This window comes from Embleya sp. NPDC005575, assembly GCF_040605455.1.
GTDB lineage: Bacteria > Actinomycetota > Actinomycetes > Streptomycetales > Streptomycetaceae > Embleya.
This window is the reverse complement of sequence record NZ_JBEXCV010000047.1, coordinates 30,323-56,472: the sequence shown is the minus strand read 5'-3', so window position 1 is coordinate 56,472 and position 26,150 is coordinate 30,323. Positions and strand designations below refer to the sequence as shown.

26 protein-coding genes and 3 pseudogenes are annotated in these 26,150 nt (G+C 69.5%); 10 read left to right on the top strand and 19 right to left on the bottom strand.

Annotation, left to right across the window (positions count from 1 at the left end):
* The 3 genes and pseudogenes from ABZS54_RS18215 to ABZS54_RS18205 form a co-directional block, all read right to left on the bottom strand.
* A partial coding sequence (locus tag ABZS54_RS18215; RefSeq protein ID WP_355536427.1) for an RNA polymerase sigma factor occupies window positions 1–380 on the bottom strand: 380 nt, incomplete at its 3' end.
* Between the two features lie 166 nt (window positions 381–546).
* Window positions 547–681 (bottom strand): annotated as a pseudogene (locus ABZS54_RS18210) (DUF6461 domain-containing protein); the annotation flags it as partial.
* Between the two features lie 332 nt (window positions 682–1,013).
* Window positions 1,014–1,448, bottom strand: coding sequence for a nuclear transport factor 2 family protein (locus tag ABZS54_RS18205; protein ID WP_355536424.1), 435 nt, complete (start codon window positions 1,446–1,448; stop codon window positions 1,014–1,016).
* 213 nt (window positions 1,449–1,661) lie between these two features.
* On the opposite strand from ABZS54_RS18205, the gene ABZS54_RS18200 reads away from it, so the two are divergent.
* The 5 genes and pseudogenes from ABZS54_RS18200 to ABZS54_RS18180 all read left to right on the top strand — a co-directional run bounded on the left by ABZS54_RS18200 (window position 1,662) and on the right by ABZS54_RS18180 (window position 4,720).
* A complete protein-coding gene (locus ABZS54_RS18200; protein WP_355536421.1) occupies window positions 1,662–2,561 on the top strand; it encodes a helix-turn-helix transcriptional regulator in 900 nt (299 codons plus the stop codon).
* Between the two features lie 3 nt (window positions 2,562–2,564).
* Window positions 2,565–2,711, top strand: a complete 147-nt coding sequence (locus ABZS54_RS18195) for a hypothetical protein (protein ID WP_355536418.1) — start codon at window positions 2,565–2,567, stop codon at window positions 2,709–2,711.
* A gap of 263 nt (window positions 2,712–2,974) precedes the next feature.
* Window positions 2,975–3,097, top strand: coding sequence for a hypothetical protein (locus ABZS54_RS18190; RefSeq protein ID WP_355536415.1), 123 nt, complete (start codon window positions 2,975–2,977; stop codon window positions 3,095–3,097).
* A 77-nt stretch (window positions 3,098–3,174) separates the two neighbouring features.
* Window positions 3,175–4,335, top strand: coding sequence for a DUF6183 family protein (locus ABZS54_RS18185; RefSeq protein ID WP_355536412.1), 1,161 nt, complete (start codon window positions 3,175–3,177; stop codon window positions 4,333–4,335).
* A gap of 134 nt (window positions 4,336–4,469) precedes the next feature.
* Window positions 4,470–4,720: pseudogene (locus ABZS54_RS18180) on the top strand (type II toxin-antitoxin system RelE/ParE family toxin).
* Between the two features lie 82 nt (window positions 4,721–4,802).
* On the opposite strand, the gene ABZS54_RS18175 reads toward ABZS54_RS18180, so the two are convergent.
* The 3 genes from ABZS54_RS18175 to ABZS54_RS18165 form a co-directional block, all read right to left on the bottom strand.
* Window positions 4,803–5,027 carry a cold-shock protein gene (locus ABZS54_RS18175; RefSeq protein WP_355536409.1) on the bottom strand — a complete coding sequence of 75 codons (225 nt, stop codon included), beginning with the start codon at window positions 5,025–5,027 and terminating at the stop codon, window positions 4,803–4,805.
* Window positions 5,028–5,682: 655 nt separating this feature from the next.
* The gene (locus ABZS54_RS18170) at window positions 5,683–6,366 is read right to left on the bottom strand and encodes an alpha/beta hydrolase (RefSeq protein WP_355536406.1); all 684 of its coding nucleotides are present in this window, start codon (window positions 6,364–6,366) and stop codon (window positions 5,683–5,685) included.
* Between the two features lie 242 nt (window positions 6,367–6,608).
* Window positions 6,609–8,327 (bottom strand): choice-of-anchor P family protein, encoded by a 1,719-nt coding sequence (locus ABZS54_RS18165; protein WP_355536403.1) that lies wholly within the window; start codon window positions 8,325–8,327, stop codon window positions 6,609–6,611.
* Window positions 8,328–8,891: 564 nt separating this feature from the next.
* Between ABZS54_RS18165 and ABZS54_RS18160 the strand changes: the two genes are divergently transcribed.
* On the top strand, window positions 8,892–9,788 hold the full coding sequence (locus ABZS54_RS18160) for an aminoglycoside phosphotransferase family protein (protein ID WP_355536400.1): 897 nt from the start codon (window positions 8,892–8,894) through the stop codon (window positions 9,786–9,788).
* 72 nt (window positions 9,789–9,860) lie between these two features.
* Here the strand turns inward: ABZS54_RS18160 and ABZS54_RS18155 are convergent, their stop codons facing one another.
* The 6 genes from ABZS54_RS18155 to ABZS54_RS18130 form a co-directional block, all read right to left on the bottom strand.
* The gene (locus ABZS54_RS18155) at window positions 9,861–10,019 is read right to left on the bottom strand and encodes a hypothetical protein (protein ID WP_355536397.1); all 159 of its coding nucleotides are present in this window, start codon (window positions 10,017–10,019) and stop codon (window positions 9,861–9,863) included.
* A gap of 196 nt (window positions 10,020–10,215) precedes the next feature.
* Entirely contained in the window at window positions 10,216–10,827 is a 612-nt protein-coding gene (locus ABZS54_RS18150) for an amino acid transporter (protein WP_355536395.1), read from the bottom strand.
* A gap of 448 nt (window positions 10,828–11,275) precedes the next feature.
* Complete coding sequence (locus ABZS54_RS18145) at window positions 11,276–13,036, bottom strand: zeta toxin family protein (RefSeq protein WP_355536392.1); 1,761 nt, start codon at window positions 13,034–13,036, stop codon at window positions 11,276–11,278.
* Window positions 13,037–13,506: 470 nt separating this feature from the next.
* Window positions 13,507–13,770 (bottom strand): hypothetical protein, encoded by a 264-nt coding sequence (locus ABZS54_RS18140; protein WP_355536389.1) that lies wholly within the window; start codon window positions 13,768–13,770, stop codon window positions 13,507–13,509.
* 242 nt (window positions 13,771–14,012) lie between these two features.
* Window positions 14,013–14,660, bottom strand: a complete 648-nt coding sequence (locus ABZS54_RS18135) for an SDR family oxidoreductase (RefSeq protein WP_355536386.1) — start codon at window positions 14,658–14,660, stop codon at window positions 14,013–14,015.
* A gap of 141 nt (window positions 14,661–14,801) precedes the next feature.
* Window positions 14,802–16,223 (bottom strand): MFS transporter, encoded by a 1,422-nt coding sequence (locus tag ABZS54_RS18130; RefSeq protein WP_355536383.1) that lies wholly within the window; start codon window positions 16,221–16,223, stop codon window positions 14,802–14,804.
* A gap of 85 nt (window positions 16,224–16,308) precedes the next feature.
* Between ABZS54_RS18130 and ABZS54_RS18125 the strand changes: the two genes are divergently transcribed.
* Window positions 16,309–17,061, top strand: a complete 753-nt coding sequence (locus ABZS54_RS18125) for a TetR/AcrR family transcriptional regulator C-terminal domain-containing protein (RefSeq protein WP_355536380.1) — start codon at window positions 16,309–16,311, stop codon at window positions 17,059–17,061.
* Between the two features lie 668 nt (window positions 17,062–17,729).
* Here ABZS54_RS18125 and ABZS54_RS18120 read toward each other — a convergent pair.
* Both ABZS54_RS18120 and ABZS54_RS18115 read right to left on the bottom strand, forming a co-directional pair.
* Window positions 17,730–19,202: an MFS transporter gene (locus ABZS54_RS18120; protein WP_355536377.1), complete on the bottom strand. Its 1,473-nt coding sequence runs from the start codon at window positions 19,200–19,202 to the stop codon at window positions 17,730–17,732.
* A gap of 147 nt (window positions 19,203–19,349) precedes the next feature.
* Window positions 19,350–19,877 carry a cupin domain-containing protein gene (locus ABZS54_RS18115; protein ID WP_355536374.1) on the bottom strand — a complete coding sequence of 176 codons (528 nt, stop codon included), beginning with the start codon at window positions 19,875–19,877 and terminating at the stop codon, window positions 19,350–19,352.
* A 480-nt stretch (window positions 19,878–20,357) separates the two neighbouring features.
* Here ABZS54_RS18115 and ABZS54_RS18110 point away from each other — a divergent pair, with 480 nt between their 5' ends.
* Window positions 20,358–21,038, top strand: coding sequence for a TetR/AcrR family transcriptional regulator (locus ABZS54_RS18110; protein ID WP_355536371.1), 681 nt, complete (start codon window positions 20,358–20,360; stop codon window positions 21,036–21,038).
* Here the strand turns inward: ABZS54_RS18110 and ABZS54_RS18105 are convergent.
* Together ABZS54_RS18105 and ABZS54_RS18100 are read right to left on the bottom strand one after the other, a co-directional pair.
* On the bottom strand, window positions 20,983–21,519 hold the full coding sequence (locus ABZS54_RS18105) for a hypothetical protein (protein WP_355536368.1): 537 nt from the start codon (window positions 21,517–21,519) through the stop codon (window positions 20,983–20,985). The genes ABZS54_RS18110 and ABZS54_RS18105 overlap by 56 nt on opposite strands.
* 113 nt (window positions 21,520–21,632) lie before the next feature.
* A complete protein-coding gene (locus ABZS54_RS18100; protein ID WP_355536365.1) occupies window positions 21,633–22,541 on the bottom strand; it encodes a LysR family transcriptional regulator in 909 nt (302 codons plus the stop codon).
* Between the two features lie 215 nt (window positions 22,542–22,756).
* Here ABZS54_RS18100 and ABZS54_RS18095 point away from each other — a divergent pair, with 215 nt between their 5' ends.
* Both ABZS54_RS18095 and ABZS54_RS18090 read left to right on the top strand, forming a co-directional pair.
* Window positions 22,757–22,909, top strand: coding sequence for a hypothetical protein (locus ABZS54_RS18095; protein ID WP_355536362.1), 153 nt, complete (start codon window positions 22,757–22,759; stop codon window positions 22,907–22,909).
* Between the two features lie 286 nt (window positions 22,910–23,195).
* Entirely contained in the window at window positions 23,196–23,639 is a 444-nt protein-coding gene (locus tag ABZS54_RS18090) for a DUF2871 domain-containing protein (RefSeq protein ID WP_355536359.1), read from the top strand.
* Window positions 23,640–23,995: 356 nt separating this feature from the next.
* Here ABZS54_RS18090 and ABZS54_RS18085 read toward each other — a convergent pair whose 3' ends face one another.
* The 3 genes and pseudogenes from ABZS54_RS18085 to ABZS54_RS18075 all read right to left on the bottom strand — a co-directional run.
* Window positions 23,996–24,907: a DJ-1/PfpI family protein gene (locus ABZS54_RS18085; protein ID WP_355536356.1), complete on the bottom strand. Its 912-nt coding sequence runs from the start codon at window positions 24,905–24,907 to the stop codon at window positions 23,996–23,998.
* 10 nt (window positions 24,908–24,917) lie between these two features.
* Entirely contained in the window at window positions 24,918–25,517 is a 600-nt protein-coding gene (locus ABZS54_RS18080; protein ID WP_355536353.1) for an isochorismatase family protein, read from the bottom strand.
* Window positions 25,518–25,766: 249 nt separating this feature from the next.
* Window positions 25,767–26,096: pseudogene (locus ABZS54_RS18075) on the bottom strand (aldo/keto reductase); the annotation flags it as partial.
* Between the last annotated feature and the right edge of the window lie 54 nt (window positions 26,097–26,150).

Below are 26,150 nucleotides of genomic sequence, written 5' to 3'. Positions count from 1 at the left end.
GTGCGCTCGTCCGCGTTCAGGGCCCGCTCCGCCGGCCCCGGTCGCGCGTCCGGCCAGGCGTCCCGGGCATCGTCCACGCGCATCGCGGACACCGGGCGGCGCACGCTCGCGCGGACATGATTTCGCCAGACGTTCGCGGCGATGGTCAGCAGCCACGCACGTGGGCTCAGGGCCCGCCGTCGCTCGGGCGGGTACCCCTGCAGCGCCGTGTACGCGCGCAGGAACGTGTCCTGTCCCAGATCGTCCGCCTCGGCGGCCGAGCCGGTAACGCGCAGCAGAAAGGCGTGCACGCTTTTGGCGTGGACTCGTACCAGCTCCGTGAAGCCGCCATCGAGATCCTCCGCCAGCAGATCGGTCAACTGCTCGGCCATGTCGCTCATCACCTGTGGAACACCGCCACCGAAGAAAGGGTTGCAGACGCGGCGGACGTGCGGCTCCACACACACGCAACCAGCCGGGCGGATACGGGATTGATTCCCGTGCGCCTCGTGGTCCGGGTCGGCGGCCCGGCGTCGCAGGACCGCGGCCTCGGCACATGCGGCCGGCCTACTCCTCGGCGAGGTCCTCCCGGACGTGGCCGAGCAAGTACTCCGCCCCTGACAGGAGTTCCTCCGTCACCCGTACACCCGTCAGCCGCTCGGCCGGCGTGAGGACGTTCACCTTGTCGTCGAACACATCGAGGTCCGCTTCGTCGTCGAGGTCGCACCGGTGTGGCGTTGGATGAGGCCTTGAGGACGACGTTGTCGTCGTGGTCGACGACGAACGCCCGGGCCGGGAGGCGTTCGGTGGGCAGTCGCCCGAAGCCCGAGGAGGTGCCGGTGATGAACCAGGTGCCGGTCATGATATTTCCTTCGCTGTGTCGTGCGCGTGGCTGCGCGCAGTCGGAGTGGCCGCCTGCGGTATCGCCGGTGCCGGCCGGGGCCGTCGATGCGACGCCTGCGTCGGGCCCGAGTCGGCCGAGTTGCTCGCGCTGCCACGAGGCAACTCGGCCGGACTGCGAAGCGCGGATGTCGTCAGCGGGTGCCCGCCTCGGCACGCACGTAGAACGCGGCGAGTTCGTGGGGGTTCTTGAGGTAGACGTCGATCTTGCGCACCGTGCCGTCCTCGACCTGGTGGATTTCGACCGTGGTCAGCGCAAACTCCTCACCGGTGGTGTGGGCCGTGAGCGTTCCGGTGAGGATTCCGACGGCACCGGCCGGGCCCTCGAACACCTGGGCATCGGTGATGGCGACGTCTGCGTAGCCCATCATCACGCCCAGGATCGACTGCACGAACACCTCGCGGCCCCGGTGCACACCACCGTAGGGGAGTTGGTTCGGTTCGTCGACGATCACCCCGGGAGCGAGCTTCGCCAGGACACCCGGCACGTCGCCCTTGCGCAGCGCCTCATACAGCCCCCGCACGACATCCGTGGGGCTCTCCGTCGCAGTCTCGATCCGGTTGCTCATCTTGTGTGCCTTTCGGTCTTGTTCGGTGCTTGAGCCCTCATGTGGAACTCGGTACGAGAAAGGTCGACCGGGGCGCCGTTTCTCGTCGCGCCGGCCGAGCCCCGAGGGGAACGAGGACCATGCAACGGGAGACGGCCGAGAGCAGGGAGTCCGCGCTGTGAGGGGTACCGGCAGGGACCCCCACCCGTCGCGCCGTCTGCCTATCCTGGGCTGATGGACAACCGGGACGTGGTCGGCGCATTCCTCCGTTCTCGGCGCGACCGGATCACTCCTGGGCAGGCGGGTTTGCCGGAGTACGGTCGGCGGCGGGTGTCCGGTCTGCGCAGGGGTGAGGTCGCCGCGCTCGCCGGGGTGAGTGTCGAGTACTACACGCGCCTGGAGCGCGGCAACCTCAAAGGTGTCTCCGACAGCGTGCTGGACGCCCTCGCCCGGGCCCTGCGACTGGATGACACCGAGCGCATGTACCTGTACGACCTCGCCCGCGCCGCGGGCCCGGCGCCCGGGGCGCGGGCGAAGCAGCGGGCGGTGGGGCCGACGGTGCGGCCGAGCGTGGCGCGGATCGTCGAGAGGATGCCGGAACTGCCGGCGTACGTGATGAACAACCGCCTCGACACGCTGACCGCCAACCCGTTGGGCAGGGCCCTGTACTCGCAGATGTACGACGACCCGACCTGCGGGGCGAACGTCGCCCGGTTCGCGTTCCTCAACGCCGCGGCCACGCGGTTCTACACCGACTGGGAGCGGATGGCCCGCTTCGCCGTGGGCGCGCTGCGCGTCGAGGCGGGGAAGAACCCCTACGACCGGGAGCTGTCAAACCTGATCGGCGAGCTGTCCACCCGCAGCGACGCCTTCCGCGTGATGTGGGGATCCCACGACGTGTACGTCTTCCGCGACAGCACGAAACGCCTCCACCACCCACTCGTCGGCGACATGGAACTCGACCAGGAGACCATGAGCCTGCCGGATGAAAGCGGCCTGAGCGTGGTCGTCTACAGCGCACCCCCCGGAACCCCCGCAGAGGACGGCCTCAAACTCCTCGCCGCCTGGACCGCCACGACCGGGCGAGAGCGGGACACGGAATCCCCGAGTAAACCGTCGACTCGGCAGCCCTGACAGGTGGCACGGGCCCGGGAAGCCGCCGAGGAACTCCTCCAGCACTCGGGGTCGTGTCGGCGGATCTGCACGGCGGAGCGGCGGGCCGTCATCGGCGAGAACCTGAAGGCCGCCACCTGGGTATCCGGCGTCTCCACGGCCTCGACGTGACCGCGGAACGCGGCCTTGTGAGAACAGATGGACACCGGCATGACCTGCCGGCCGACCAACTCCGCCCACCAGCCGAACCGTTCCGGCAACGGAACGATATCCGTACTCACCATCGAAAGCCCCGACCCGCCGGGCCCTCCCCGCGAAGATCCTCCGTCAACGGACACCCGGCAATCGTCCCGAACGGACCGCACATCCGGAAGAGCCGTGTCGACGTCCGGCGGCGCCAAATGGGCGTCGAACAACTCGGTAGGGGCCGGCCCATGCGCACCGTCGCGGTCGCGGTCCACTACGGCACCAACCCGCTCACCTCCCCGGTGTGCCGGCTCACCCGGCAGACCGCCGCCCACCTCGTCGACCACCCCGCGTTCCGTCCGGGACCCTGACGTGGCGAGCGCCACGGATGCCGCGCGCTCTGGATAATCCGAGCGGACCCACCTGGAGGTGTACTAGACACAACCGCATGAAGAACTCCGCCGACGTACCACCCACAGACGAAGAGCTCTGGCGCCTCACCTGGGAGACAGCTGAGCCCCGCGCCGCCCAAGGGGACGTGGGGTTCGTACGCGAGCTGGGCTCGACCCTGCTCACCCGTCTTGCCGCCGTACGGCAGCAAACCCGCGACCACGAAAGGTGCTTGGGTCAGGTCACGCAAGTACTGGCCACCACACCCGGGCCCGAAAGCGTCGGAGAACTCCTGCAACTCCTCAGGGAGGTGTACCCCTACCCGACGGTCGGCACGACGTCGCCGCGGGCGGGCGGGGGGTCCCCGGCACCGCGCCACATCGCATCGATGCTCGTCGCGTGCCAGTCGTACGAGACGCTGGAGCGCACCGTCTTCGACAGGTCCGTCTGGGACAACCTCCACGAACTGCGCGACTGCCTCTTCCACGAACTGCTCATGCGGGACGCCATTCCCGGCGACTCTTGGACGCTTCGCGGTTGGCAGTGTTCGACGTGGACGCCGCTCCGTTGGCTGCCCACGGAGCGGCGCGACTTCGAGATCGCGTGGTCGTTCCCCGAGTACCACGCACGCGGCATGTCATGGAGTGGCGGCATCTCAGGACCCCCCGCCGAGAAACGCGTGGATCCGCCGATGCCCCGCACGGCCGAACCGTCACACCTGCGCAATGCGGCCACCTCCGCGGAGTACCAGGCGATCGTGGCCGCTGGCGAGGCCGGAAACTGGGGCTGCTCCGAGGCGTGGGTCTTCCGCCTCGACAAGCCGGTCGAGCCCGGCGACGTGCCCGCGCTGCTGCCCTCGCTGCCCATGGGCTGCGTCGAAGGACTCGGCCCTGAAGGCCGTTTCGAGATCGGTGTCAGCACCCTCGACGACGTGTGGCCGATCCTGTTCTCCACGGCGTCGACGGGAGGCATGTACGGGCCGCCCTCGTACGGCGCATACGGCCGGTTCGCCGCCTGGTGCTCAGTGGCCGGCCTGTCCGGTGCGGCGCACGACGCTAGTGCGGACGAGGTGGAGACCCTCGCCCGCGGCACCACATGGTTCCGCTTCGCTTCCGGAGCAGAGTGGTTCCACAACGAAGTCGGGCACGACTACGGCATCGCGGCCTTGTCCCCGGATCGCCGCAGGCTGGCCGTCCTGGCAGCGACGGACACAGACTGAGCCGGGATCCACGCCCGGCCCGGAGTCGCTGTGGCCACCGCCGGATTCGCCGTCCACCGCGCCCGGCAGGCGGAGCACGCCACCACAGGCGTGCCGCACGACGAAGTGCGTTCCCGGCTCGGGCTGGACCGCGCTTGAGGTACGCGATCGTCTGGGACGGGGCGGCGATCGACACGGCCGCCCGCTTCCTCAAGGACGACCCCGACGGCTGCGACAGCTCATGGACGCCGTCGACCTCCTCGCCCACGACCCGCGCCCGGACGGCACCTTCGAGTACGGCTCCCCCGACCTGCGGCGCATGCACGTAGGCCGCTACCGCGTGATGTACGAGATCACCGACGCCACCTTGACCATCGTCGTCATCCACATCGGCCGCCTCGCCTGACCGAGCCGCGCCCCGACGCACGTGTGGGCGAGTGCCGTGGTCGGCGAGTTTCGCCGACCACGGCACTCGGCCCGCAAGCGGGCTACTCCGGGCGGACCTGCGCCGCCTGCATGCCCTTCTCCCCCTTCTCGGCAATGAACGAGACAGGCCGGCCTTCCTTGAGGGACTTGAAACCATCGGACTCGATGGCTTTGAAGTGCACGAAGAGGTCGTCGCCGCCCCCCTGCGGAGTGATGAAGCCGAACCCCTTCTCGTCGTCGAAGAACTTCACCGTGCCGCTTTGGCCGGTTGGACATGTCCGCTCCAAATGTCACGTAGCGACCCAGCGCCGCCAAACGGATCTTGACATGAGGACGCCAGGGACCACGCCCAAGACACGGCCCAAGAGCCACGGCGGCCGCATCGGCCGCCGACGAGAACCCGGACCTGGCGCTGGTCTCGACGATGACGCCGCCGGTGGCGGCCTCGCGCTGCTCGACCCGGCGGCGGACCTGGGGCTGCCACAGCCGGCGGACCTCGGCGTCGATCCTCGCGTTGACGGACCTTGAGCACGGCGCTGGGCGGGCTGCCCCGCGAACACGACGAGACCACCGCGCGGATGGCCGACGTCCGGCAGGCCACGGCCCTGGGCCGCTCACCGACCGCCGGCACCCATGGCACAACGTCGGCGAGGCTGTCCCCAAAGGAGGTCCACGCGCACACCGGCTGCCGGGCGCAATGCGGACCACCTTCCCAGGCCCGTGTCCGCGAGGAAACCACCCGGGAACGCCGGCATCAGGTGCACGCCCTGCTCGACCAAGGCGTCCGCCCACCGGACTGCGCCCGCTGCCTGCAACCGGCGCTGAACACCGTCAACCGTCATGCCCGCGTCCCGAGCCCGAGCAACCGACGAAGGGTGGGTGCGCGGCGTGCGCGTGCTTCGGCGCGGTGTCGCAGACGTCGAATTCGCACGGACGGGTTGGTCAACGACTCGCGTTTCGTCGCTGTCGGTGAATGAGATCGGCGACAGCCGCGGGCCGGCTCAGGTATGGCGAGTGGCTGGTCTCCCATATCTCCGAGGCCGAGCAACGGGCCGCGAAGCGGCTGACCAGTGGAGCTGCGATGGCACGGTCGTCGCGGGCGGCAACATAGACGGAGGGTGTGTCGCGCCAGCTCACGTGGCTCGGTATGGCCCCAAAGATCGAGGGCGGTTCCGGACGCAGCAGCTCGATTGCGCGGGTAGCCACTGGTTCGTCGACGTCGCCGTAGAGGTTCTTTCGAGCATCTGCGGGATCGAGTCGAAGCCGCCCGTTGTCGTCGAGGGCAGCGAGCAGCCCTTCGGCGGGGGCACCGGTTTCCTTCGCGACTTCTTCGAGGAGCCGTGCGGGAGATTCACCGACATCGAGAAGCCAACCGGCCAGGAAGATCAGTCCTGCCGCGCCACGGACCGTTCCGGCGGTCACACCTCCGAAAGAGTGCCCGAGCACCAGCGGAGGCTGCTCGGAGGCGGTGACGATGTCCTCGACCAGGGCGGTGCTGTCGACCAGCGACAGCTCGTAGAGGTCGGGCACTTCCACACTCAGATTTCGGGAACGCAGCAGCCCGACCAGGTCATCGTAGTGAGCCGGTTGATGCCAGGCACCGTGCAGGATGATCACGTCGGTCATGCCCGCAGGCTACTCCAGGCCAACCGGCACCGTTCGCCTCCGTGCTACTCGGCCACGGTCTTGTCCGTCGTCGTATTGGTCCGGTCCGCACGGTGGTTCACACGAATCGACGCAGCGGCGACCAGCGTCGACACCGACGCGAGCACCGATTCGAATACCGGTACGAGTGCCGACGCCAACGCCGACAGGCACGGACGCGGCGACCGCGAACGGCCGCCGCGCCCAGGCTCGTCCGCCTCACCTCACGCGGTCGGGCACGTACCTCCCGGCAGCGTCAGCGCCACCCGCGCATGCGACACCACGACGCTCACGCCGGACAACAGTGTGATCCGCAGCGCGTTGACCGTGATCCCCCGACCGCCGGGGTCGACCACCCGCTCGTTCACGCGCACCGTCGCCACCAGCGGGATCGTGATATCCACGTTGACGTTCGGGTTCACCACCGGCACACCGGCCACCCGCAGGTTCGCCAACGTGACCGAACCGCTCGGCGTCGCCCCGCCGTTCGCGTCACCCTGCACCGTGGCGACCGCTTCGATGACGTCCGCCGTGACCAGTCCGCCGAGCAGGTTCACCCCGGCCGTCTCGGCACGCGCGTTCGCCCGCTGCAGGCCGTTCGCGTCGATCGTGCCCTCCGCGCGGGTGGTGACCACGCCCGCGTTGCCGACGGCCCCCAGCGACACCGTCGCGACATTGCCGGTGTCGACCGCCGCGACGTTCGAGCACGTCACGTCGGACGCGGCGATCGGGCCGATGTTCGCGAGCGGCGACTTCAGTGCGACCCCGTACGCGTGCGCGTCGAATCGCATCGTGTCGAACACGACGCTCGCGCACCCGGGCAGCCTCACCCCGACCACGTTCGTGAAGCCGGCCGCGCAGTTCGTGTACGCCCCGCGCGCCGCCGAGGTCACCTGGACCTGCGCCGTACAGGATTCCTGACCCACCGTCAGGTTGCCGGATACGTCGACCGAGCCCCCGCCCGCCGGCACGACGACCGAACCGGCATCGCACGTCGTCGTGGTCACCCCGGTCGCCTTGAGCCCGGCCGGCAGCGCGTCCGAGAACGACCAACCGGGCTTGGCGCCCAGCTCGTTCGTGTTCGTGATCGTGAAGGTCAGGGTCGAGGTGCCGCCGGTGAGCACCGGCGTCGGCGCGAAGCCGATGTCGACCTGCGGGCTCGCGTCGACGAGCTTGACGTTGTCGAAGGCCACGTCGTTGCCGGTGCCGCTCGGCTGCTCGTTCACCAACCGGATGCCGGCCTGGTTGCCGGCGAACAGCACGGCTCCGTTGCTGGTGAAGGTGCCGACCCGGGCCCCGCCGATCGTCGTCGTGGCATCCACGCACGCCTCGATCGGGCGCGTGAACGCGGGCGTGGCCTGGCCGCCATCGAGCAGGTAGAAGCTGAACTTGGAGTGGTTGGCGAAGCAGTTGACTTCGGCGATGTCGACCGAGAACGCGATGAAGCGCCGCCCCGCAGGCAACGGGATCGGGGCCGCCGTCTCCAACTGCACCTTGCCGGCGCCCGGATTACCCGCGGTGTACGCCGTCACGGCGTGGTTCGTGGTCGAGGAACCGCCCGACCACTGACCGAGTACGCCCGCGAGGTTCTTGACCTGGGCCCAGTCGCCCGGGACGCACCCGCTGCCGGCGGGAGGTGTGGTCGATGCGGCCGGCGACGTGACCCAGCCGTTGCACGCGGTCAACCAGGCCGGGTCGGCGGTGTACGTCTCGCCCACCGGCGGACCGCCGGTGTAGTTCGTGAGCAGGATCGGCGTCGCACCCTGGCCGTTCTCGAAACCCTCGGCGAAGATCGCCGCGGGCGCCTGCGGCACACCCGGTGTCCCGGGCGCGGCCTGCGCGCTGCCGACGGTGAACGGTGCGGTCAGACCCGCAACGGCCACCGCGATCGATATACCGACGCTGCCGAAGCGTCCGGTGAGCCGTCTTCTCATCGTGGACATGACGAAACCCCTTACGTCGCAAAGTGTCTGACCCCACGACCCGCCTCACAGGGCAGGCCGAGGACGGCGAGGCCGCACCGACCGATCGCGGGCACCACGACCGGTCCGGGACATCGCCTTGAGCAGCACAGCATCCACAGCGCCGGACGACCGCGTCTTGGCGGCCAAACCACACCTACAGGTGACACCGTCGCGCGCCGGTGCGCGCACCGAACCGCGCCGCGCACCCCACCGCGGGAGCCCGCGCCACACCCTCGACCTGTCGCCGGACGGGCCCATCGACGCGTCGTCACGAAGGCGGACCGCAAACCTTGCGCGAGACCACCCGCGGCTACGTTGCCGTCTTCGACGAGGACGTCATCCGGCACTACCAAGCCCACCCGCACCAACGGCGCCAAGTCCGCCCGGAAGAGGAATACCGCGACGCCACGGCGGAGGAGTGGACCGAGTTCGAGGAACACGCCCCCGCAAGGTCCAACTCGGCTCCTGCGGAAGGCCCTACGGCACCCCCTGCCGGCACGAACACGCCCGCTTCTGTGAACTTCGGAGGTACCGTGACTTCGCATGACCGACACCGAGATCGAGATCACCGCAGAGCTGGTCCGCGACCTGCTGCAGGAGCAACATCCAGACCTTGCAGGGCTGGCCATCCGCGAGGTGGCGGGCGGCTGGGGCAACCAAATGTGGCGCCTCGGGGACGAGTTGGCCGTGCGCATGCAGCGCATGGACCCCACCCCGGAGCTCCAGCTGAAGGAGCGGCGGTGGCTACCGGTGCTGGCCCCGCGCATGCCGCTCCCGGTGCCGACCCCGGTGCGGTTCGGCGAACCGTCCGAGCGCTTCCCCAAGCACTGGACCGTGATGACGTGGGTTCCCGGCGAGCCGCTGGACCACGGCTCGATCAGCCGCGGTGACCACGCGGCCGACACGCTGGCGGGTTTCCTCCGGGCACTCCATGTGGAGGCACCCGCCGAGGCGCCAATCTCTACGGACTTCGGTGCCCATCCCAGGAACTGCACGGACGACTTCGAGAACTTCTTCCAGGCCGTTGTCCCCGACGACATCGCTGCCGACGTCCGGGCCGTCTGGGACGACGCCATTGCCGCCCACGCATGGAAGGGTCCGCGGGTCTGGGTGCACGGCGACCTCCATCCCGCGAACGTCGTCGTCTCGGAGGGAACGCTCTCGGGCATCGTCGACTTCGGTGCCATGTTCGCCGGCGATCCGGCGTGGGACCTCGCCGCCGCATGGGTGCTGCTGCCCGCGGGCACGGCCTCACGGTTCTTCGACATGTACGCGCATGCAGACGAGGCTGCAATCCGGCGCGCCCGCGGGCTGGCCGCTATGAAGAGCCTCTTCCTGATGCTCATGGGGCAGAACGGAGATCGGGGCCTTCCCGGCGGCAAGCCGCACTGGGGACCTGCAGGCCGGGCAGCACTTGATCGTGTTCTGAAGGGCGTTTGACGCACGCTTCTCAAACCTGTTCTCGATCTTGGTTCAGGGCCATGCGGCAGCCCACCGTCGTGGGTTCATCGATCAACGCATGGTGGGGATGCCAAGGTCCACGGCCGTATGCTGCCCGTGGCCCCGATCGAGCCGGCTGAGCTTCTCCTCGGCGCCGGCCATGCTGACCTGGAGACCCTCGACCTCGCCGAGCCGGCATTCCGTCTCGGCTTCGGCGATTCGGGCGATCAAGTTGTCGCGGGATCTCGGCAAGCCGTGCCCGTTGGGCCGGGTCAGGCCGGAGGAGTGAGCATCTGACACAAGCTCAACCGAACTTGCAGTGTCTGCTGAGAGCCCGGATGCGCGCCCGATCAGGTCACTCTGAGTAGATGCCAGCGAAGTTGCACCACCAGAGATTCCGGGCGTGTCGCCGCTCGCGTTGTTGGCATCAACGCAGCAGCCGGTTGACCCATGGATGTGCTCCGTAAGCCTGGGTGATGGCGTGGACGAGCCAGTGTCGCTGGTCGTCGGTGAGCGTGGGCAGGGCTGCGGCAAGGTCTGCTTCGTCCTTGGGCCGGGGCTCCTTGGCCTTGTAGAAGAGTTGCACCTCCGGTGCGAGGTAGGGGATACCGTCGGCGGAGATCAGACCGAGCATGTCGACCGGACGACGCACTCGCGGATCACGGCGTGACACCCACTCCTGGTCATGGGATTCGTCGAGCATGATCTGGATGCGCCAGGGTTCGCCTGGCGCCGGCTGGCACCAGATGTCGTGCACGCTCTCAGGAAGAGCCTCGTCAGACGCCCACGGACGAAGGCTCCCGGGCGGATCGGCGGCCCACCACCTCCAGTCCGGCAGAGCCTGTTGGACGGCGAGCTGGTCGCGCCGCAGTACCAGGACATCAACGTCGACGTGGTCTCGGATGCGGTGGCCCACCGCGAGTTCGATCGCGAAGCCGCCTGCCACCCACCAGGGGGTCCTCAAATCGCAGAACCGGTCGGCGACTTCGGCAAGGGACGCGGGATCCCATGTGTCCAAGGGGGTGTGCTCGTAGGTCATGTCGTCCATCCTGTTCCGTCAGCCGCCTCGTTGTGCTGATGACCTGCAGGAGTCAGGTGCTCGAAGTCTGACGTCCGGTGCCGGTGCGGAAGTCGGGCATGCCGAGGTTCGATTGTGGTGTGTTCGGCGGTCATCTCGCGGAAGGGCATGGGCGGGCTCCAGACCTGTTCGAAGACGTCTAGCCGGACACGAGAGGCAGGGCTGCTTGTCCGGCGCGGACCCGGAAGATGATGGCGGTGAGGACCTCGCCGAGTTCCGGGGAGACCAGGCAGTCGCAGCGAGTCGATGCCGGGGAGGTGGGACTCCGGGGCGGGCCGGTGGACAAGCCGGACGGGCTCGGGCCCAAGCGCGTCCAGGAAACTGGCCGCGCTCGGCGTTGCGGCGACGTCCCGGAAACGGGTCGGGCACCTGGAAGTCCCGCGCGGGTACGTCGAGACCGTTCGACGGGTCAAGCAAACGTCAGGCTCGAAGTGTGGGTCACTATCGCCGAAGAGAGGCAGTCGAACTCGGACACGGTGCGTGGCGACGGGAGAGGCAACCCCGCCCGCGACACGGGAGTGGTGAGGGGCCGCGGCCGCGTCGGCGCGGGCATCAGGGGCGCGGCCAGCCGAGCGATATCCGCCAACTCGGAGCGGTGCTGAGGCAACACCCGCACTAGCCATCGGTGGACAGCGAGGAAGCCGGCTGCCTCGCTCGGGGTATAGGGGCGCCGCTGCTCGCTCAGCAACGCCCACGCCGCGCCCCCCGCAAAGGACCAACGTCCCTCCGGATCAAGCTCGTTGCGGTAGGCAGCCGTATGGTCCCGGCGCAGGACGGTCACCGAATCCACCGCCGCGCCGCACTCGGCGGCGTGCACGCATTCGAGGACCGCGCCCAGGCACCGGTCGTGCCCGGCGACCGTGGTGAAGCGGGCCGGCCCGGACCTACTCGCCCTGGCGTAGCGGGCGGCGGTGCCCTGGCGGCTGTCGGCGGCGCGCACGGCCAGGACGACGAGGTCGACCCGGTAGCCGGCGCGCCGGTCCGCGGCGACGTCGGCCAGGAACGCGTCGGCGCTGCCCGGGGCGATCTCGACGACCATGTCGCCGCGGCGCGCGCGGACGTGGGCCATGGCCTGGTCGCGCCAGGCCCGGTAGTCCGCGCGGACGCGTTCGCCGGCGGTGCGGGGATGTTCCCGGAGCAGTTGCAGGTAGTCGGGGTGGGCGCCTTTGAGGTTCTCTGCGTCGATCCTGGTGGGCCGGCGGTGGCGCATGGCGCGGTGGACCAGGTGCGACGCGCGGGTCTTGCCGGCGCCCGGTTGGGCCATGACGTACACCACGACCGGCTGCGGGTGTGGGGTGATCTCCCCCAGGTCTTCGACGAGCAACTCGTGGAAGATCCACCTGTGTTCCTTGGCGGACAGGCGGTGGTAGACGACACCGGGCGCCCGGGCGATCGCTTGGGCGATCCGGCGTACCGGCTCGGCCAGGGCCGCGGCCCGGTCCGCGTCGCGCCGGACGGCCAGGCGGTGGTCCTCGTCCAACGGCGCGCAATGCAGGCGCCGGTCCGTACCGGCCAGATCCGCCCTGAATCGCATCGTCTCCGGCGCGGTCCACGGTCTGGCCCGCTCCGCGACCACGGCCGCACCGGCTCCCACCGGACGGACCCACTCCCCGTCCGGGCCCGCCTCGTTGGCGTACACCACACTCGCGTCGCGGCGCACCACGGTGACCCGGTCCGCCAGGCACTCCGCCTCGATCGCCGCCAGGCAGTCCGGTAACGCCTGCGCGCAGTTGTCGTGGTTGGCCCAGGACACGTACCGGCCCGCGCCGTCCACCGCGCCGGTCACGTACCGGTCCAGGATCCCCAACTGGCTCAGGGCCTCGGGGGTCGCCAACGCGAGGACCTCGACCCGGAACCCCGCCCACCGATACGCCGCCGCGTCGGCGCGGAACGCGTCGACGTCGGCCAGGGCCGTCTCCACGACCGCGTCGAAACCGCGGGCGCGGACGTGTGCTTCGAGGTCGGCCTGCCAACGGCGGGTGTCCGCGCGCACTGCGGCACCGGCGGTACGCACGTCCAGCGCCAATGCCTCGGCGTAGAAGTGGTGGAGAGCCTTGTAGAGATCGGCGCCGACGCGGACCGCACCACCACGACGATCGAGCACCGCCTGGACCAGGTCCGCGATCACGGTCTTCCCCGCGCCGGGCTGCCCGGCCACAAACACGACCACCGGGCGCTCCTGCGGTGCGGCGCTCGCCGTCCACGTCGGCAGGATCCGGTGGGTCAACACGGTGCGGCGGTCGTCAGCGCCCGCGGCGACCGGCCCGGGATCGGTTTCCTTCCCGGAGTCGGAGTGGGCATGGCAACATGGGCCCCGTCCATCGGTGGTCAACCACGCCTCCAGCGAAGAGCGAAGATGGGCACGCATTGGCGGCTCCCGGCGGCAACCGGGGGCCGTCGCCGTTTCCGGCAACGGGCTTATCTGTGAGCCGCGTTCAGCCTAGACGCACGCGCAGGGGTGATCGATCACAGCCGTGTCCGAGTCGATGGTCCGAGTCGGTTCGCGGTGGGAGTTGTGCATGTGCGCCGACGAGGTCCTTGTTTGGTCGTCTGGTCGCCGGGCGGGGTGGGCGCGAGTTGTCTTGAGAAGCGACAGTGGCCCCGACGTCATCTCGTCGGGGCCACCGTTGTCGGGCGGGATCAGGTTCGTCCGGCGAGCATCATGCGGCTGGGGAGCCAGGTCCGCGGGATGCAGACCTCGCCGAAGTCGGGGTCTTCGACTTCCTGGATCCCGGGTTCGGCGTTCACCACGTATCGTTCGGTGTCCTTGGCGGGCCGGGGCACCGCGTCGGCGACAGGCGTTTCGGTCACGGTGGACGAGGGTTCGACGGGGATGCCGGCAGCCCAGCGTTGCTCGTCGCGGGGTTCGCCCTGCACGCGGTGGTGCAGCATCAGGAACCGCATGGCTTCGCTTTCGCCGGCGCCGGCCGCGAACCTCCACCAGAAGGCCGCGGGTTCCGAGCGTCCGGTCAGGTAGAGCAGACACGAGCACCACCGCCGGCGCCGACGGAACCCCGCGGCCGCAGGACGACCTTTGGCGGCCTGCCGGTGTGTGTACGACGGCGAACCCGCAGGGCCGGCGATACGGTGTGGACGTATCCGCCCGCGGATCGCATGTGGTGCCCCCGCCACCGGTGCGTCGTGGGTCACTCGGCCAGGGTCGGGGCAGCGTGGGACCAGCGGTGTTCGTCGAGTTCGCGGGCGATGAAGCGGGCCAGGTCGGTGCGCGTGACCTTACGACCGCCCCTGGGGTTGCTCGCGTCGAGGACGCGGTAGTTGCCCGTGGGGGGTTCGTCCTGCAATCGGGCGGGGCGGACGAAGGTCCAGTCGACGGCGCTTCGACGGACGATCGTTTCCATCAACCGCATGTCGTCGTACAACTCCCGAACCAGGGGGGTGACGAGGTTGCGGTACCACCAGGGGAAGTTGGGGTCGCCGTGGTGGACTCCGCCCGAGGTGACCGCGATCAGCCGGGGTACGCCTGCGCCTTCCATCGCGGACACCAGGGTTCGCGCCGCGTCGGAGTAGAGCCCGTGTGCGTGCCGCCCCGGCGGGCCGATCGCGGAGACCACGACGTCGTGACCCTCGACGGCGGAGCGTACGGCGGCGGCGTCGCGCACGTCGGCCCGTACGACGGCCGACTTCCCCGTGCCGGGCGAGTCCTCCGGGGTCGGGGGCTGCCACCGGGCCGGCTCGCGCACCGCGGCGGTGACGTCGTGGCCCAGGCGCAGGGCTTCCCGGACGACGAGGTGTCCGGTGCGGCCGTTGGCTCCGAAGACGATGACGTTGCTCATGACGAGGGTCCTCACGGGTTGATGGGTTGATGGGTTGATGGGTTGATGGGTTGATGCGGGTCACTTGTCGGGGGTCGCGAGGGGCACGGAGATACCGGTTCGGCCGGAGCGGGTTGCGGGACCACTCGGTCGGTGTTTCGCCTACGAGGCGCGGGCACGGGGCAGCAGGAGCACGAGGGCCGCGCCGAGCAGGCAGATCGCGGTGACCACGAGTGCGCCGATGACCAAGCCGTCCGCTCCCGGGTCGGGGGCGCCGGGGTCGTGGGCGGCGAAGTACACGGTGCCGAGCACCGCGACGCCCAAGGCCGTGGAGAGTTGTTGGAGGGCGTTGAGGGTGCCCGAGGCACTGCCCGTCTCGGCGGGTTCGGCGACTGCCAGTATCGACTGGACCAGGGTGCCGGACACCAGTCCCACGCCCAGGCCCACGACCAGGGTAGGTATCGACAGCGCCCAGGCCGGGGCGCCCGACGCGGCCACTGCGGCAAGGCCGAGCGTGCCGAGGGCCTCGACCCCCAGCCCCAGGTGCAGGAGCCAGCGGCCCAGCCGGCCGGCCGCCGCCGGCGCGACGAGTGAGGCGGGTCCGATGCCCACGGCGAGCGGCGACAGAGAGAGCGCGGTCTCCCACGCGGACCGGCCGAGATCGAGTTGGAGGTGGAGGGAGAGGATGAGCAGCAGTCCGCCGAGGCCGGTGAAGAACGCGGCGGTGACCGCGAGGCCACCGACGAACGCGGGTTTGCGCAGCAGGCTCGGCACCAGGACCGGCGAGCGGCTGGTGCGTTGACGTCGACCGAAGGCGGCCAAGGCCGCGATGCCGACGGCGATCTCCGCGAACGTCCACCACGGCCAACCCGCTTCCCGGCCCTGGATCAGCGGGTGGACGACGAACGCGGACCCCAGCGCAACCAGGACGGCACCCGGCGGGTCGATCCGCACGAGCGGGTCCCCCTGGTCGGCCGGCATCCACCGCAGCGCCCCGACCACGGTCAGTGCGCCGAGCGGAAGATTGATCAGGAAGATCAGCCGCCAGTCGAGCCCGGCCGGGTCGAGGGCGATGAGGCCGCCCGCGAGGACGGGGCCGCCGACCCCGGCGATCGCCATCACCGGTCCGAACGTCGCGAACGCGCGGCCGCGTTCGCGCTCGTCGAACACCGCGCTCAGGACGCCGAACCCCTGCGGGATCATCAACGCGCCGAGCGCACCTTGCGCCACCCGAGCCGCGACCAGCACGGTCGGCGAAGGCGCCGACGCGCACAGCGCCGAGGCCGCCGTGAACCCGGCGGCGCCCAGGACGAACAGCCGCCGCCGGCCCCACCGATCACCCAGCCGGCCGCCGACGATCAGCAGGACGCCGAAGGCGAGCGCGTACCCGGCGGTGAGCCACTGCATGATCGCCGCGCCGCCGCCCAGCCCGGCGCGGACCGACGGGGCGGCCACGTTCATCACGGTCGCATCCAGCAGGTCCAGGGCTTGGGCGAGCAGCACCACCGCCAGGATCCGCCACCGATGCGGATGGGCCGCAGGTGGTGCCGCACGGGCGGCCGACGTCGAAGCGGGAACGCTCACAGGGTCTCCCAACCAGGCTTAACAAACACTGTTCGTCAAGCAGAGTGCCCTTAACGAACAGCATTCGTCAAGGTAGGGTTGAGCCATGCCGCAAGCCCGCTCGCGCTCCCGCCCCTCGAAATCCATGCTCGGCCTTGACGCCGTCCTGGCCGCCACCATGGCGCTGGTCGACGAGCTGGGCTGCGAAGCGGTGAGCCTGCGGCGCGTGGCCCAGGCCCTCGAGACCGGTCCCGCCTCGCTCTACGTCTACGTCCGCGATCGACAGGAATTGATGGCGCTCGTCCTCGATCACGCGGTGGCCGACGTGGTCGTGCCCGACGAGGGCGCCGGGGACTGGCGGACCCGCCTCGAACTGCTCGTCGGGCGCATCGTCACCGCCCTGGCCGGCCACAACGACATCGCCTCCGTCGGCCTGCGGGACGCCCTCCCCGGCCCGCACGGCCTGCGCCTGACCGAGGAGGCGGCGCGCCTGCTCCAGACGGGCGGACTCGACGACGACGCCTGCTCCTGGGCCATCGACCTGCTCGGCCAGTACATCTACTCGACCGCCCTGGAGAACGCCGGCGACCCACAGCCCCGACCGGCCCCCGCAGAACCCTCGCCCCGCGCCGACCCGACCGGGTCCCAGACATTCACCGCCCGACTCGACGCCACCTTCCGGGCGTTGCCCGTCGAGCGGTACCCCACCCTGCGAGCCCTGGCGCCCAGACTCACGGGCGGCGATCAGGACGCCAGGGCCGCGTGGAAACTCCGCGTGATCATCGACGGCCTCCTCGCCCAACCCCCTCACCCGCCCACATCCCACCAGGACGACACGGCCGCACCCACGCCGAAGTGACCGGGCGAATCACGACTGCTGGACCGGTGGCGACGATGCGCTCGAGGTCACGTTCGGACGCGCCGGCGTGGTGCGCGTCGAACAGCTCTTGGGCGCAGCCGGGGGGAGGGATTGGGTGATGCGGCGCATGCGGGGGTCGTCGGTGGATCCGGCTGCCGAGGAGAACCCGCCAGGTGGGGCGCTCCAGGGCGGGCCGGCCGTCGCCGGGGCGGTAGCGGGCGCTCTGGGGGCGTTCGCGGAGTTTGCCGATGCCGCCCTTGACGGTGACCTTGATCGTGGCCGGCACGATCGCGCGGGCCGGGTCGACCTGCTTGTGCCGGGTCATGGCGGTCGGGAAGGTGGTGTCGTCGAGGGTGGGGATGACGCCGAGGTCGGCCATCGTGGTCAGGTATCAGGTGGATCGGGCGGTGCCCGTCGTAGGCCTCCTCGACCAGGGCCTCATGGGCGGCCCGGGTCTGCGCGACGGGATGCTCATCCGGGACCCCGGGCGGCGCGGGGTCGGACACGGCAGGCCAAAACCGGCCTCGACGGCATCCGCCTCGACGACCTCGCCGACACCCACCACCGCCATGCCACCACCCCCGGAACCACAGTGGCGAAGTAACGCGAGAGGCCCTTCCGGTGAACCGGAAGGGCCTTTGATCGCGTACGCGTTGGGGTAGGAGGGATCAGACGTGGACCACCGGACGGGATTCGACGGTGGCGTGCCGGCCGACCTCGCGGGGTGCGGGTTTGCGCAGGCCGAGTGCGGCCAGGGCGGTGAGGGCGATGCCGCCGACCGCGATGAGTACCGCGGTGCGCAGGCCGTCGGTGGTCGCGGAGCGGAGCGCTTCGCCGGTAAGGCCGTCGAGGTTGGCGTTGGCGACCGCGACGAGGAGTGCGAGGCCGACCGCGCCGCCGATCTGCTGGCTGGTCGAGGCGACGCCGGACGCGATGCCTTGGTCCTCGGCCGGCACGCCGAGCGCGGCGGCGCCGAACATCAGCGTGTAGCCGGCTCCTTGGCCGAGGCCGAGCGCGATCAGGCCCGGTACCAGCGCCAGGTAGGACGCGTCGGCCGACATGGTCAGCGCGACCAAGACCGCACCGGTGGCGCCGACGGCCAACGCACCGATCATGATCGGACGGATGCCGTACTTGGTGGCGAGGCGCCCTGCGGTCTGCGCGCCGGCCGCGATGGCGCTCATCGGGACGAGGAAGGCCAGGCCGGTGGTCATCGGTCCGTAGCCGTGCACGCCCTGGAAGTACACGGTCAGGAAGTACAGCAGTGTGCCGAAGGTGCCCATGAAGAGGAACGTGATGACGGTGCCGGTGGCGAGGTTGCGATTGCGGAACAGGCGCAGCGGCAGCAGCGGGTGGGTGCTGCGCAGTTCGACGGCGACGAAGGCGGCGAGCAGGACGATGCCGGCGAGCGCGGCGCCGAGCACGAGGGGGGAGGTCCAGCCGGATTCGGGGCCTTGGACGAGCGTGAAGACCAGCGCGGTGATGCCGACCGTCGAGGTGAGTACGCCCGCCAAGTCGATCGAGGCGCGCTTCCCGGTGCGCGGCGCGTCGGGGGCGATCAGGCGGAAGGACAGCAGTGCCGCGATCCCGGCGAGGGGGACGTTGACGTAGAAGACGGACTCCCAGCCGAAAGCGTCCGTCAGCACACCGCCGAGGAGCGAGCCGAGGATCATGCCGCTGCCGCCGGCCGTGCCCCACACCGCGAACGCCCGGTTCCGTTCCTTGCCTTCGGCGAAGTTGGTGGACACCAGCGTCAGCGTCGCGGGGAACAGGAACGCGCCGCCGACGCCCTGGATCGCGCGGGCCGCGATCAGCGTGCCCGGGTCGACGGCCAGACCGCCGAGCAGCGACGAGCCGGCGTACAGGCTCAGGCCCAGGGCGAACATCCGGCGTGGCCCGAACAGGTCGCTCGCCCGTCCCCCGAGCAGCAGGAACCCGCCGAACGCCACGGCGTACGCGCTGATCACCCACTGCAGGTTCTGCGCCGAGAAGCCGAGGCCCGAGCCGATCTCCGGCAGCGCGATGTAGACGATGTTGTAGTCGATCGCGATGATCAACTGCGCGAAGGCCAGCAGGGCCAGGGTCAATCCCGGACGGCGGCGCGGCTGTGTGGCGGTGCGCGTGGGCGGGTTTTCGGGCATGACGGAGACCAATTCTCTGAGCGTGTGCGGGTCTGTGAGCGTGTGCGGGACCTTGCGAGCGTGTACAGGTTCCGGGAGTGTGCGCGGGACCTTGCGAGCGTCTACGGGATCCCGGGGTGTGGGCGGGGGAAGACGAGGCGGGCTCTCTCAGGAGGTCGTGCCGTGGGCGGCGGCCTCGGCGAGCGAGGTCTGCCACTGGGGGCTCGCGAAGTAGTGGTTGTCGTACTGCTGTGAGCTGTCCTTGATGTCTTGGACAGTGGCCTCACCGCGGTTGACCCGCTCGAGCAGTCGGTAGTAGTCGAAGCGGTGCAGGCCCGGCGTGAACACCACGAGCATGTCGCCGGTCGCTCCCGGGGCCGGCGCGAAGGCGTGCGGCACGGTCGGCGGGACGGTCAGGAAGTCGCCCTTCTCCAGGGTCAGTACCTCGTCGCCGACCAGGATGCGCATCGTGCCGTCGAGGATGAAGAACATCTCGGTGGCCTTCGTGTGGAAGTGCGCGGGGGCGCCGGGGGAGCCCTTCTCGAACGTCGCGCGGTTCGCGGTCAGCGCACCGCCCGTGGCACCGGCGTCGGCCAGCAGGGTGATCAGGCTGGTCGGACCGTCCTGCAACGCCTCGGCCTGCTCGGCACGAACCAGGACGGATGCGGCGGTCGGGGCGGTCAGGTTCTTACTCATGATGTGTACTCCCTGGTCAATGGCTTTCCGGGGTGGCCGCTCGGCCTCCGGTGCTGCTTGTAGAAGCAAATCTAGAAGCTGGAACGACCCTTGCCGACGTGCATTCACGCCCCAATTTGTTGGGTCAATTCTCGGCTCGGCCGAGCGTCGTGAAGTGCGTCGTGGCGCGTCGTCCGTTCTCGACGACGACAACACTAAACAGAACTGTCCTGTTCGTCAACAGTACTGTTCAGTCTTGACACTGAACAGAGTTGTTTAGTTCACTCGTGGGCATGAAAACCACACAGACCACCACCGGGGCCTCGCACGGCCGGATGGCGCCCTGACACCCCCACGCGAGCCGCCGGCGCGAGCCGGCGCGGCGTCTGTCGTCGTCGACTTTGCCGTCTGAACCGTTCAGTACATAGACTGAACCGTACCGATCAGTCCTGCGCCGCGCGCCGGAGACGGCGCACGGCCCCAGCGAAAGGGGCACCGCACATGGCCGCCGACACCCCCGATGCCACCGACGACTACGGCATCCCGATCATCCCGGACCCCGACGACACCGCCGTGCGCAAGCGCCAGGCGATCATCGACGCAGCGCTCGCCGAATTCCTCGCCGAGGGCTACACCGCGGCCAGAATCGACACCATCACCGCCCGCTCCGGCGTCTCCAAGGCCACCATCTACAAGCACTTCGGCAGCAAGGAACGCCTTTTCCTCGCCGTCGTCGGCGGCGTGCTGCCGAGGACGTACGCCGACCTGGAGCCGACCCGGACCAGCATCCTCCACGCCCCCGACCTGCGCGACGCGCTGATCCGGCTCACCACCGACTGGGCCCGCATCCTGCTGCGCCCCGACATCATGTCGCTACGCCGCCTGGTCATCGGCGAACTCGAACGCTTCCCGCAACTCGGCCAACTCTGGTACCGGGTCAGCTACGACATGAACAACGGCCCGCTGGTCGAGGCCGTCACCGAACTCAACACCCGCGGCACGCTCGACGCCCCGAACCCCGAGCTCGCCGTCCAACAGCTGGTCGCCGCAACCCTCGGCGTCCCGCAACTGATGCACACCTTCTCCCCGAACACCGACATCGACGAGGCGGACCTCGCCGAGATGATCACCTCGGGCGTCGACCTGTTCCTCGCCCGATACGCCACCACGTCGACCCGCTGACCGCCCTGCGCGCCGGAAGAACAGAAACTTCGTCCCGGTTCTTCGCTCGCTTGATCCATGCCGGAAGGCGGGCAACCAAGGTCATCTTCTGTCCGGTGTCGTACCCGGGCGTTCGTTCTCGCAGCGACGCTTGGACGAAACGGCGGATCAGGTCGAGATGTTCGAGGTTGTACGCCCACAACCACCCATGCCGGGTCTCGACCTGGAGCCACAGCGGCATACCGAAGTACGGATCCGCCGCAGGCCGAGCTGTGCCGCGAGAGAGCGTGACATTCCGGCCGTCCCACACCCGTGACAGTCCGCAGCCGCGGCAGACCAGACGTCGCGGCCGGAACAGCATCCGTCCCCCGGGATCGGAGACTTCGGGCGCAGGAACGACACGAGCAGCCTTCGCGCAACCGGGGCACCGCACGATGACCGAGCTGATGAAGTCATACTCGGTGCTGCGCGGATCCCGGAACCGACCAGCGGGCAAGACCATGCGCTGAGTATGCAACTGCCCCGCAGATCAGCGCATCCCGATACGACCACTCAGGCTCAGCCCCGCCGACCTGAGGCCGGCGCCACCGTCGGCTCGACGCCCGTCGGGCCGGATTACATCGAGGCACCGTCGTCGATGCCGACGGCCTCGCGCACGATCTCGACGAACGCACGTACCCGGGGCGTCTCACCGGCGGTGGGCCAGAGCAGGCCGTAGGCGACGGGCGGGGCGTCCCGGAAGGAGATGAACGCGACACCTGGGCGGGCGTGGTAGAGGGCGGCGCGGGCGGAGACGGGAAACACACCCTTGCCGGCCGCGACCAGCGCGAGGATTTCCGGCCAGAAGGCGGTGGTCGGACCTCGGGGTATGTGGCGGCCCGCAGGGGTGTGGGTCGGCAGGTGGTAGTCCAGCCAGTCCTGCGGAATCCTTCCGGTGACCGTCACGAGCGGCGTGTGGGCGAGATCTTCCAGCGACAGGGTCTCCTGCCGGGCGAAGGGGTGACCGGCGGGCACCATCAGGGCACGGGGTTCGAGGAAGACGACGGGGCCGGCGCCGATGTCCGGCTCGTCGATGGGGAACTCGGTGATCTGGAGGTCGAGTTCTCCGGACCGCAGGGGTCCGAGCGGGTCGCTGAGCTGGACCTCCCGAACGTGGACGTCACAATGGGGATGACGTGCCCGGAACACGTCGCCGGCGTGGACGACGAGATCTCCCACCCACGGGGTGGAGTAGCCGACGCGCAAAGTGTCGGTGATGCCCCGCCCGACCGCGATCGCCCGCGCGATCGCGCGTTGGATCTGTTCGTATGCGGGCAATAGGTCGTCGCGGAGCTGCTGTCCGATCGGGGTCAGGGCTACGCGGCGGCTGGTGCGTTCGAACAGCGGTGCGCCGATACGGCGTTCCAGCTTCTTGATCGTCTGACTCACCCGACCCTGCGCCAGTCCCAGCCGCGCGGCGGTCCGTCTGAAGTGCAGTTCCTCGGCCAGCGTCAGGAACGTCTCGATCTCGTGCCGCTCCACCATCCGCCTCCATTGGTGAGTTTCGATCACCGACCCTTGCACACTTGGGCCTTGATCCGGGCCTTCCGAGGATCGAAAGTGATCACGATCGAAAACGTGCGGAGAGAGACGGCGCTGTGCAGGCCCCGGGGGCCCTTCGCCGTCCATCCAAGGATGATCGGCCGTCCTCCGGGGGAATTTCGCTCTCGTCCCGGAGGGGCCGGCAAAGGAGCATGACCATGCGTGCCAGTGGCCAGGACCCGCCCGGCGCCGTGCTCGACCTACTACGGCGCGGCAGTGTCGTCTACGCCGGTCGGAGCGCCGAGGCCTGCATCCTGTCGCCCACTCTGCACGGCCTCGTCGGCGACCCGAAGGACACCGAGACCGCCTGAGCGAATACACCCCTTGGGCCGGGCTCGCCCCGTCTGACCACGGCTTCGTGCCGCACCATCACTCACCCGTTCCCGAGAGCGCGCCGATCGAGCGGGTCATCCAGCGCGCGGACCGCGACGGAGTGCCACATCGGGGCCCACACGACGGCGAGGCCGTCATCTTCAACCAACCGCGGGTGACGGCAATGGGCGAGAGCCGGACTCCGCTTACGCGTGTTGAGGTCGACCTGCTCCACCGCCGTCCCGGCACCTACTCGTGACCAACCCATGGAAAGCGAACAGAACAATGCGAAAGTCGTACCACGCCGCGCACGTCTACATGATCCTGGGAGTGATCTCCGGGCTGTACTATCGCGAGTTCACGAAGCTCAACGACTTCGAAGGCAAGACCCAACTGGCCCTGATGCACACCCACTTGCTCGCACTGGGCATGTTGGTCTTCCTCATCGTGCTCGCCCTCGACAAGCTTTTCCAGTTGTCCGGGACAAGGCTGTTCACCTGGTTCTACTGGACCTACAACGCCGGGATCGCCGTCTCCGTCGCCATGATGTTCGTGCACGGGACACAGACCGTCCTCGACAAGCATGTGCCCGAGGCCATCAAGCTGATCGCCGGCATCGGCCACATACTTCTCACGGTCGGACTCATCCTGCTGTTCATCCTCCTCGGCAAACGCCTCAAGGAGGTCATGGAGCCCACAGCCGGATCTCGGGAGACGGCGAGCGGCTGACGACGAGCGTGCCCGTCGAGTCGACCTGATTGCATTGGGTCGGTGGGCGAGGTGGTCACGGACGCGACGCATTGCTGGAAAGGGCTCCCGGCCCATGATGTCGCACGACGACGACCACTTCGCCGACCAGGTGGAGTCGACTGCGTCGGCATGGCTTGGGAGACTGCCGGGCTGACAGTGTCGACGGGCGGCGCTCACCACCGGGACCTTGTCGATCCGAATCCGCCGCACCATCTCGTACTTCACCTGCGCCACGTCCCGCGGAATGCAGAATGGTAGGCAAGGAACACCGCGTCGGTCACCTTCTCCCACGCACGGGCCTCGCCTTCGCGACCGGGCCCGCGCCCTCGACCCGGTCAGGTTGCGCGAGCGCGCAGGCGGCGCAGCATGCGTGGGTCCTCGAAGCCGACCGAGCGGGCGGCGGCATCGACCGTCGCGCCGTGACCGATCAGGTGTTGGGCGCGTTCGAGGCGGAGTGTCTGCTGGTAGCGCAGCGGGGTCAGGCCGTTTGTGGCGCGGCTGAACAGGCGGGTGAGGGTGCGTTCGCTGACGCCCACGGCCGCGGCTATGGCGGACAGGGCCAGCCGCTGGTCGAAGCGGGCGTCGATGAGGTTCTGAGCGCGATGTACGGTCTCGTCGAGATGGGATCGGTGGCGGAGCATCGCGCTGGTCTGCGGTTCGTGGCCGTTGCGTCGCGCGTAGACGACCATGTCCCGGGCCACCTGGGCGGCGACGGCCGGGCCGTGCCGGGTCGCGATCAGATGCAGTGCCAGATCGATGCCGCTGGCGATGCCGGCCGAGGTGACCACCCGGTCATCGGTGGTGAACAGGACATCGCGGACGATCATGGCTCTGGGATGGCGCCGGGCGAGCTCGTCCTGCATGTCGTGATGAGTCGTGCAGCGCCGACCGTCGAGCAGGCCGGCCCGGCCGAGGGCTTCGGCTCCGGCACAGACACTGGCCACGGTGCCGCCCCTGGCATGGTGGTCCTGGAGGGCTTGCAGGGAGGCCGCACCGATGGCGGGGCTGTCGGCCAAGGCGAGCGACCGCCAGCCGGGCACCACGATCAGGTCCTCGGGGCCGAGTTCGGGCCACTCCAGCCGGGCCACCAGCGGCAGCCCCTGGGCGGTGGGGACCTGCGTCTGCTCGGCGATGTAACTGAGCGTGCTGGGGTACCCGAAGTCCGCGGCCGTCGAGAAGGCCTGCGCGGGGCCGGCCAGGTCGAGCAGATGGACTCCGGGCACCAGGAAGAAGACGATGTGGTTCACGATCCGGTCATCATGCCTCGGCAGCGGCCGCGGCTTCCAGTTCGTCGACGGTGGTGATCGTGGCGAAGCGGCCGGCAAGGGCGTACTCGGTGCGCCGGATGATCTCCTCGGCGCTGAGGGTGCGGGGGTCCGACAGCAGTTCGGCGACGCTCCGGTCGGCGGGAGCGTCCCGGTGCGGGATGGGGTTGGTCGCGGTGGCGTCGATGACGAAGGTAACCAGGTAGCCGAAGTCGCTCGCGACGCGGGTGGTGGTCTCCACGCACTGCTCGGTGCGGATGCCGCAGACGGAGAGCTCGTGGATGCCGCGCCCGGTGAGGAGTTGCTGCAGGTTGGTGGTGGTGAAGGCATTGTGCGATGTCTTGTGGATCAGCGGTTCCCCGTCCCGGCGCTGCAGCTCCTCCATCAGCCGGACATGGCCGAGGGCGGGGTCGAAGACATCGCCGCTGCCGGGCTCGGAATGCAGCACCCACACCACCAGGTCTCCGGCTTGGCGGGCGAGCCGGACCAGTCGGCCCACCCGGTCGGCGATCTTCGGGTTGGAGATGGTCTCCCACAGCGGGCCGGCGCGGAAGGACTCCTGGACATCGATGACGATCAGTGCTCGGGTCATGCCCCCAAGCCTGACGGGCGCAGCTGGGGTGGCGACAGGCCGCATCGGGTCCGGGTGCGGACCGATCCGGTCACGGCCGGATCAAGTGGGGACGCGGTGCGTGCCGAGTCGCGGGGCACCGGGGCGGCTCCGCCGAAGCTCGCGAGGCAATCGGAGGTGCCGTATCGACTCATGTCGCGGCGGTGGCGGCCAGGAACTCCGCTGAGTGGAAGCCGCCCTCGACCTGAAGGCGCGGGCACGCCCTGCGCGTACCGTTTGAAGCGAGTCCTCGACCGCAGTGACGATCCAGCGGCGTGAGCTGCCGCGGCGGTTGGGGCCTTCGCCCATCGGGCCGTTGAACTTGGTGGCCGGCACGATCTCGTCGCGGCGCCCCTTGAGAGCATTGCCGACGATCTCTTCGGTCTCGCTGTAGCCGTACACGTCGGCGGTGTCGATGAAGTGGATGCCGCCGTCCAGCGCGCGGTGGATCATGCCCACACAGTCGTCGTGGTCGGGATTGCCCATCCTGCCGAACACCATGGTGCCCAGGCAGTAGGCGCTGACCTCGATACCGGTCCGTCCCAGCTGTTGCATTCGCACGGTGACCCGCTTCTTTCGCTTCTCTCCACCGGACCGCCGCGTCCCGGCGGCCCC